The 8,357-nt window shown below is 38.0% G+C and carries 8 protein-coding genes; 4 read left to right on the forward strand and 4 right to left on the reverse strand.

The features are described from left to right. From ACWIX0_RS12105 to ACWIX0_RS12120, 4 genes are all read left to right on the forward strand, one after another. The coding region (locus tag ACWIX0_RS12105; protein ID WP_454174244.1) for a type II restriction endonuclease at positions 1-344 on the forward strand (344 nt) is incomplete at its 5' end. A gap of 306 nt (positions 345-650) precedes the next feature. Further along, positions 651-1,280, forward strand: a complete 630-nt coding sequence (locus ACWIX0_RS12110; protein WP_454174245.1) for a Crp/Fnr family transcriptional regulator — start codon at positions 651-653, stop codon at positions 1,278-1,280. Between the two features lie 69 nt (positions 1,281-1,349). Then, positions 1,350-1,832, forward strand: coding sequence for a CoA-binding protein (locus ACWIX0_RS12115; protein WP_454174246.1), 483 nt, complete (start codon positions 1,350-1,352; stop codon positions 1,830-1,832). Positions 1,833-2,113: 281 nt separating this feature from the next. Beyond that, complete coding sequence (locus tag ACWIX0_RS12120; protein WP_454174247.1) at positions 2,114-2,752, forward strand: pyridoxamine 5'-phosphate oxidase family protein; 639 nt, start codon at positions 2,114-2,116, stop codon at positions 2,750-2,752. A 119-nt stretch (positions 2,753-2,871) separates the two neighbouring features. On the opposite strand, the gene ACWIX0_RS12125 is transcribed toward ACWIX0_RS12120, so the two are convergent. From ACWIX0_RS12125 to ACWIX0_RS12140, 4 genes are all read right to left on the reverse strand, one after another. Continuing rightward, positions 2,872-4,611, reverse strand: coding sequence for a DUF262 domain-containing protein (locus ACWIX0_RS12125; protein ID WP_454174248.1), 1,740 nt, complete (start codon positions 4,609-4,611; stop codon positions 2,872-2,874). Positions 4,612-4,979: 368 nt separating this feature from the next. Next, positions 4,980-7,187 (reverse strand): NADP-dependent isocitrate dehydrogenase, encoded by a 2,208-nt coding sequence (locus tag ACWIX0_RS12130; RefSeq protein ID WP_454174249.1) that lies wholly within the window; start codon positions 7,185-7,187, stop codon positions 4,980-4,982. Between the two features lie 218 nt (positions 7,188-7,405). Next, positions 7,406-7,918 carry a hypothetical protein gene (locus ACWIX0_RS12135; protein WP_454174250.1) on the reverse strand — a complete coding sequence of 171 codons (513 nt, stop codon included), beginning with the start codon at positions 7,916-7,918 and terminating at the stop codon, positions 7,406-7,408. A 22-nt stretch (positions 7,919-7,940) separates the two neighbouring features. Beyond that, positions 7,941-8,357, reverse strand: a 417-nt coding sequence (locus ACWIX0_RS12140; protein WP_454174251.1) for a hypothetical protein, incomplete at its 5' end; no start/stop codon positions are given.

Raw genomic sequence — 8,357 nt, forward strand, 5'->3', positions numbered from 1 at the left:
ACATTTTTAGCCTATCAAACTATACTAAAGTGGTTTCTAAGATTTTGGAAATTCATATTTTCCCATATATTTTAGATTTTGCGAGGCAGTATGATTTTGAAGTAGTTTTGCCTACACATCAAAATTACTACCCAGATTTGTCGTTTGTGCTAAAATCAGATTCTAATATAAAATTCGCGGTGGATTTAAAAACCACTTATCGCAATGAAAAAAATCCCAAACTTTGCAACGGCTTTACGCTAGGCTCTCACGGCGAATATTTTAAAAATAAAGAATCTAACAAAAACATACAATTTCCCTACAAGCAATATTTAGGGCATTTTTTGCTTGGGCGTAGTTTATGATAGGGTGTTTGTTAATTGATTTTTTGTTTCTCAAGCGTAACTTGTTAATGCAAAAGGTGGCTTTAATGTGTCTTATTGTAAAAAGGATAATCGCTTTGCCTCTGCACATATCACAAAAATCGCTAATCAAGTCGCGCCTTGCAAAAAATACTATTGCACTTCGTAAAATCATTTAAGATTTTGTAATCGCCTTGCTTTAAATTTTAAACCTTAAAAGAGTTTTAAAATTTTTGTGCTATTATCACAAATTATGCAAAAATACAATGTAACTTTGTTACGAAGCGAAATAAAATAAAGGCAGATATTATGAATCAATCTCAAATGGCGCGAGTGGCGCAAATCAATACACAAATTTATGGCGATGAGAGCAGTCTAAAAGTCTTGCGTGAAAAAGGTGCGTTTAAGGTTATGGAAAAGGCTACAAAAAAATACGCCGATGAGTTGGGGTTTTTTCGCCTTGTGTGCGGGAGGATTCGCGTGTTTTCTATCGCGCCAAATGGCAAGGAAATCACTATTTTTTATATGACAGATACGGAGTGCTGTATCATCTCTACGAGCTTTATGAGCGAGACGCTAGGCGATGAGGTGATGTTTGAGTGTATGGAGGAATGCGAGATTTTCACGCTTAGCAACGAAATCTATCAACGGCTGTGTGCGCAAAATGCGGGGATTATGCGCTTTAATGTCGAGCTAGTGGCAAAGAGATTGCGTCAGATTCTTGATATTGTGGGCGATGTCGCGTTTAAAAGCCTTAAAGAGCGTGTGTTGAAATTCTTAGCAAATAATGCCAAAGAAGGCATAGTGCATACAAGCCAAGAAAATATCGCAAACCACATAGGCAGCGCACGAGAAGCAGTCGCAAAAGTGCTAAAAGAGCTAAAAAATGAGGGGCAAATCGACACAAAAAGAGGCGAAATAGTGCTAAAAAATGTGTGATTTTGGGGAATGCAAGGTATGAAAATGTAGGGCGTGAAAAACGCAATATTTTAACAAGTGAGGCAAAAAATGCAAAGTAAAGAAAATCAAGGCAAAAAAATGAATGATTTTGAGAAAAAACAGATTTTAGAGAATGCTAAAAATATCGCAATTTTGGGGCTTAGCCCTGATGAGAGCAAGGCGAGTAATATCGTGGCGCGTTACCTACTCGCGCAGGGCTATAATGTCATTCCCATTTATCCGCGTTTGCCAGAGAGTGGCGAGATTTTGGGGCGCAGGGCGTATGCGAGTTTGCAAGAGGCGTTTAGCGATGAGTCATTGCGCGATAGTTGCGGGCAGAGTGGCACAATCGATATTCTTAATGTGTTTCGCAAAAGTGAGGCGTTAGAAGCGGTGGCAAATGAAATCATCGCGCTAAAAAATGCGCCAAAATGCGTGTGGGTGCAGTTAGATTTACACAATGCAAAGGCAAAAGAGAAGTTGCAAAACGCGGGGATTGCGTATGAAGAGGATTCGTGTATAAAGTTGGAGCATAGGCGGTTGCTAGGGTAGATTTTGGTAAGTTGCGCTAGATTTTGGGTGTGGGTTGCTATACCTGCTGGGGTGGGAGTTTGCAGGTGGGATTGATATGTAAGATTTATGCGAGTTTTGGGCGAGATCATAAAAAAATGTGTGCTATATCGTGTGTGAGGTTGCAGGCGAAAGATTGTAAAAAAAAAGTGAAAATCTTAAAAATAGCGTGTAGTTTGCGTAAAAAACACTTTTAGCAAAACTTGACACGCTCAATATACTCGATATAATGGCATTAAATTTTTAAAAAAAAAGGGGTGCAAATGAGACGCAGTGAGTTTGTATGCCACGATAATGGGCTAATCAAAGCCCACCTTGATGAAATAGCTTTTGGGACGCTTGTGATGCTTGATAGCACTCTAAATCCGCCCGCGACATATTGCTTGCCACTTAGTTTTTGCTTTTTTGATAGTATCGGGGGAGAGGGTGCGATTGGCATTCACGGGGCTAGGGCAGGGCGCAAGTTTAGCCTTTTGTCGCAAAGCCCGCAAGTGTGCTTTAGCGCGGTGAAGCCTTATGCCTACATTGGCTCGGAGTTTTTGGGTGGCAAAATGATTCCTACGCAATTTTTCTTTTCTGTGATGATTTGGGGGAGGTTTGTCGTGGTGGAGGATAATGCTATGAAGCGAGCGATTTTAAGTGCGCTTGTGGCGAAATATGAGCCACAAAGTCAAAATTTTAGCTTTGAAAAAAGCGCGTTTAGCGGGAGTGAAAAGGGCGTGTTTGTGGGGTTTGTAGAGATTGAAAAGCTAAGTGTGAAAGCAAAATTTGGGCAAAATCTAAAGGATAGTGATTTTGAATGGATTATTAGCGATTTGCAAAAATGCGTTGAGAGGGGAGGAGTGGCAAAATCGCTAGAAGCCCAAACCATAGAAATGATGAGGTATTTTCGCAAGGCGTGATAAATCTAACGCGATACAATTTGCTTAAATCTCATTTGTAACGCGCTTTAGATTTTTTAAAATTTAAAGTTTTAGCGGGGGATTTTGCGTGGTTTATGGTTTGAGATAATATTGCAAACTTAATCATTTAGTTTTGCAATATCCCAAATCTTAAAAAATTCTTTTGTTAAATTTTCTGTGCGATTTTTTATCTCTGTCGCATTCCATTCCTTTTTATCTACAATATCATCTCGCGTAACCAATAAATCCGCGCATTTACTAATGCAATTTTTCTTGCTACCATCGCCGTTTAGTTTGATTTCCCATTTAGCGTTTGAAATGCTGACATTTAGAGAGCCATTTAGTAAAGTCATATTGCCGATTTGATAAATCAATTTTTCTGCATTATCTTTGTTTATGCCGATTTCAGCCCAATTTTCCTCCCATTTTTGTGGCATTAAATGTTCTAATTCGTATTTATATGGAAGTTCTTTAATGTCGTTTGGATTGTTTCGTCGTCTAAATAGCTCTATCCAAAAAAGCACTAATTTTGCGCGTTTGTTGTCTAATTTTTTGCTAGTAGATTTTAGAGCATTTTCAATTTGTATGCGTCTTGGCAACTCTATTGTTGGTCGCCCTTGCAAATGCTTTTTGATTGAAAGCGCAGGGTTTGTCTTGTCTAGCTCTAATGTCATTTTGGCAAAAAGTTTGTTGTAATCTTTTGTAGTGGAACTTGAGATATAACAATTTATTACAAAAATTTCTAATATCTCATAGCAACTTTTAAGTATTTTTTTATCTTTACCATATAATGATTTTAGTTTTAGCAACAAAGGCATTATGGTATTGACATCAGCAACTTTTAGGATATGGAATAATCGTAACTCATAATCATCAAAAGTAAAATTTGTTGCTTTTTTGTCATCGCTACTAAATACTATTTTAGGGAAATTAAAATAAATTTCTGCGTATTGTTTTAATTCTTTTAAAAAAGATTCTATTTTATCTTTATCAAATTTTTTAATTTCATCTTTATAAGACGCGCTTAATTTTTCTAGTGATTTTTCTGCATCAAAAAATCCTTTGACAATAGCAAAAGCGTGTAAGAAAATCTCACTTTGCGCTCTTTTTAATCTACCTGTTGCGACTTCGCTATCCCAAAAATCTATATTTACACCCTCAAAGACACTTTCCCAATACTCTTTATAGAGTTTTTCATAATCTGTTTGTAGCTTTATAGCCTTATCAAACAACGCATTTTTGATAATGTCCGTAGCAGTGAGTTTCACACCTGTGGAATTGATAGAATCAAAGATTTTTTGCTCGTCCTCATCTTGCGAAAGATTTATCACAACCCAAAGATTAGATTCTAAAATAAAATCCATAAATTCTCTAAAATTATCCAAGTTTGCAATCTTTTCACTAAAATGTTTATAGCAATCCAAAATCTTATCATTTGTATTTTGTGTTACTGACTTTGTAGCTTTTAATACTTCATTAAACGCATTTGCATTTATTTTTGAGTGCTTAATTTTTGGCTTTTTATCCTTGATAGGTTTGCCAAACAAATACTCATTATAATCTGGCTTGTCATCATCTGGCAGTTTGTCATAAAGAGATTTTATAAGTATTGAAAAAGTTGTAAGTCGTTGTTGTCCATCTATAAGACTTCTGCACGAACCTTCACCCGCTTGTGTAGGAAGTTGTTTTAAAATGATAGAGCCTAAAAAATGCTCTTTTTTGGACTTAAAACTATCTAGTAAATCATCAAAAAGTTGCTCCCATTCGTCCTCTTTCCAAACATAAGCCCTTTGAAAAAATGGTATTTCAATCACATTTTCATTTTTCATAAATCCAAAATTATTCTCATTTGCTTTCATTTTTACTCCTTAATTTTTTAATGCAACACTTTTAAGTGTCCATTTTTGAGTTTAGATTTTTTGTTATTGTGGTCAAAATCGAAAAATCCTAAAATCTAAAAACTTCCACGCATTATACCAAAGACAAAAAAAAAAAAAAAACGCAACATTTTGGTAGAAAATTTGCAAAAATTATGCAGATTTTGCAAATGTAACAATTTGTCGGCATTAAGGATTTTGTTTCTGTCATTGCGAGCGAGCGCACGCGAGCGTGGCAATCCATAAGCACACGCAACCAAATAACGCTTTTTGTGCTTTTTTATTATAGATTGCCACGAATTTGACAAGTCAAATTCTCGCAATGACAATCGCTGTATTTTGTCTCGTGCTTACTTCTTAGCGATTTTTTCGATAATCGCGTTAAATGCCTTGCTTGGGCGCATTATGGCGTTGCATTTGTCGTCATTGAGTTTGTAGTATCCGCCCAAATCCACTTTAACGCCTTGTGCGCCGTTAAATTCTGCGCGGATAGATTCTGCGCTAGATTCTAGCTCATCTGCGATTCCACCAAAAAAGCTAGAAATCACAGAATCTTCACCTTGATTTGCCAACGCGCGTGCGAAATACATCGCTAAATAAAAATGGCTTGTGCGGTTGTCATCCTCGCCTACTTTGCGTGAGGGGGCTTTGTTGTTATCTAGCCATTGCCCTATCGCGCTATCTAGAGCGCGTGAGAGGACTTTTGCTTTAGCGTTAGTATTGCGCTGTGCGTAAAATTCTAGGCTTGCTTGCAATGCCAAAAACTCGCCCAAACTATCCCAGCGCAAGTGATTTTCCTCCACAAGTTGCTCGACTTGCTTTGGCGCACTGCCTCCCGCACCTGTCTCAAACATCGCCCCGCCATTTAGCATAGGCACAACTGAAAGCATTTTCGCACTCGTGCCTAATTCGAGAATCGGGAATAAATCGGTAAGATAATCACGCAACACATTGCCCGTAATGCTTATGGCGTTTTTGCCTGCGCGGATGAGTTTTAGCGATTCTAAGCACGCCTCTTTGGGTGCTAAAATCTCCATAGATTTGCCCTTTTCTTTTAAGCGATTGCGCACAATATCAGCCATTATTTTGTTGCTCGCCCGCTTCTCATCAAGCCAAAAAATCGCTCTATCGCCCGTGAGTTCGGCTCGCTCGATACCTAAATCTATCCAATTTAGCACCGCGTCAATTTTAGCTTGATTAGCACGATAAATATCGCCCTTGCGCACTTTGTGGCTTAAAAGCGCGTTGCCACTCTCATCTACTATGCTAAACTCTCCATCGCTTGGCGCGATGAAAGTTTTATCGTGGCTGCCGTATTCTTGTGCCTTTTTTGCCATTAGCCCGACATTGCTGACACTGCCTAGTTTGCTAGGCTCTAGCGTGCCATTAGCGTGCAAATCCTCGATTACCGCTTCATAAATCGTAGCGTAAGTTTTATCAGGGATTACCGCGTTGGTATCGCATTCTTTGCCATCTTTGTCCCATAGTTTTGCGCCGTTTTTTAGCATAGCGGGCATCGAGGCATCGACAATCACATCGCTTGGGATATGCAGATTTGTGATGCCTTTGTCAGAATTTACCATTGAGATTTTGGCGGATTTGGCAAGGATTTCGTTATACAGCGCAAGGATTTGGGCTTTTTTAAGGCTAGATTCTATCTTGCTTAAAATCTCTGCCACGCCGTTATTTGCATTGACACCAAGCGCGTTTAGCTCATCGCCAAATCGCTCAAAAATCTCGGCAAAATACGCCTTTACCGCGTAGCCAAAAAGCACAGGGTCGCTGACTTTCATCATTGTCGCTTTGAGGTGGAGGGAGAATAAAATATCTTGCTTTTTGCAGACTTCAATTTGTGCCTTATAAAAGTCATAGAGCTTCGCACTATCCATAAATGTGGCGTCTAAAATCTCATCTTTTTCTAATTTGAGATTTTCTTTTAGCGTGGTAGTCGTGCCATTTGAATCTTTAAAGATGATTTTAGCGTTTGTGGGTTTATCGATGAGAGCGGCTTTTTCGTTGTCGAAAAAATCGCCATCTTTCATAGAGTTCACAATGGTTTTGGAGCTTTTATCAAAGGGAATCACGCGGTAAGGGTTTTTGCGCGCGTAGTCTTTGACGGCTTTTGTGCTTCGTCTATCGGAGTTTCCTGCGCGAAGCACTGGATTTACCGCGCTTCCTAGCACTTTTTGGTATTTTTCTTTGATTGCTTTTTGGGCGTCATCTTTGGGCTCATCGGGGAATTCTGGGAGCGCATAGCCTTTACTTTGAAGCTCTTTAATCGTGGCTTTTAGCTGTGGGATACTCGCTGAAATGTTTGGAGTTTTGATGAGGTTGCAATCGCTTTGTTGGACAAGTTTGCCTAATTCAGCGAGGGTGTCAGGCACTTTTTGGGAATCTTTAAGCAATTCTGGGAATTGTGCCAAAACGCGCGCAGATAGCGAAATATCGCTCGTAGCCACCTCAATATCTGCGTGATTGCAAAATGCTTTTGCGATGGGCAAAAACGAATAAGTCGCTAAGGCTGGGGATTCATCGGTTAGTGTGTATGTGATTTTCATTGTGTGTCCTTTGGTGTGAGATTTGGTAGGCAAAAGCTAAAAAGTAAAATAGAAATGCCAACAAGGAATGTCAAAAAGTATAGCAAAATATCTTTGATTTTGTATTATTTTTAACAATACTTTAAAAAAATGGTTACAACACGCCTTAACAAAATCCAAAGAACAAGCCTTACTAAAATTGCTAAAAAATCATTCATTTAAGGCGGATTAAATTTATGTTATTTGTTGTTTTGCTTTGCCAATTCGTCATACTCTTTTAAAAATGATATAACTTCTTCAAGCACCGTACTCGCGCCTGTTTCTGTATAATCGCTGGATGCGTAATGTTGGGCTATTTGCCTTATCGCACTAAGTTTTTCTTTGATTTTTGGAAACTTATTTATTTCTATTGTATTTCGTGCTTCTACGATAAAAATTCTATGTTTTCCGTTTTTCCTGTAAGTATTATATATTTCATCACTACCTCCCCACTCTGTTAAGTTCCAAGTAGCATTACGCAATAGCTTAATACCTAATCTTTGCTGTTCTTGTGTTTTGCTGTTTTCCACCATATATACAATATTGGCTACATCTCTTAATATATTTGCTTGATATCTTTTTCTATTTTCTTCACCTTGTCTGTGTATTTCTTGACTTTGTACGCTTAATTCGTTAAGTTGCAACATCATATCCAATGTATTTGCACTTATAATGTTTATCAAAACACACGCTATACAAACTAATTTTTTCATTTTTTCGCTCCCTATGCGTTATTTAATTTTCATATTTCTCAATAAAAGCCAAAAGTTTGTGCTTGCTACGCTCATACCATTGCGAGCATAGATAGCAGTTTCTGCCATTTACAGAGATTTGGTGCTTATAGTAGCGTGGGTGTCCATTCTCATCAAATCTACTTCCTTGCGTAAGTAAAGGATAATCTATATCAAACATATCTTTGCAATACTTCTCGTCAAAAAAGCTAGCAAATTCTTGTGGACTCCACACTCGTTGTGTGAGGAGTTTTGCTAGCCTATATCTTGCCATTTTGCCTATTTTTGGTTCGTTGCTAGTATTGTTATTTGATTTTTTGTCTGGTGCAGATTCTAAAAGCATTTGTTCTATTTCATTGATATATTCTTGCATTAAAGACAAGCGAGAGAGTATTCGTTTTTTATCAATCATTGTCGTTCC

The organism is Helicobacter sp. T3_23-1059 (assembly GCF_053654515.1).

Excerpts from the sequence above, each read along its gene's own strand:
- ACWIX0_RS12115 (WP_454174246.1), top strand. The coding sequence starts at position 1,350 with ATGCAAAGTAAAGAAAATCAAGGCAAAAAAATGAATGATTTTGAGAAA.
- ACWIX0_RS12135 (WP_454174250.1), bottom strand. The coding sequence starts at position 7,918 with ATGAAAAAATTAGTTTGTATAGCGTGTGTTTTGATAAACATTATAAGT.
- ACWIX0_RS12130 (WP_454174249.1), bottom strand. The coding sequence starts at position 7,187 with ATGAAAATCACATACACACTAACCGATGAATCCCCAGCCTTAGCGACT.
- ACWIX0_RS12125 (WP_454174248.1), bottom strand. The coding sequence starts at position 4,611 with ATGAAAGCAAATGAGAATAATTTTGGATTTATGAAAAATGAAAATGTG.
- ACWIX0_RS12120 (WP_454174247.1), top strand. The coding sequence starts at position 2,114 with ATGAGACGCAGTGAGTTTGTATGCCACGATAATGGGCTAATCAAAGCC.
- ACWIX0_RS12110 (WP_454174245.1), top strand. The coding sequence starts at position 651 with ATGAATCAATCTCAAATGGCGCGAGTGGCGCAAATCAATACACAAATT.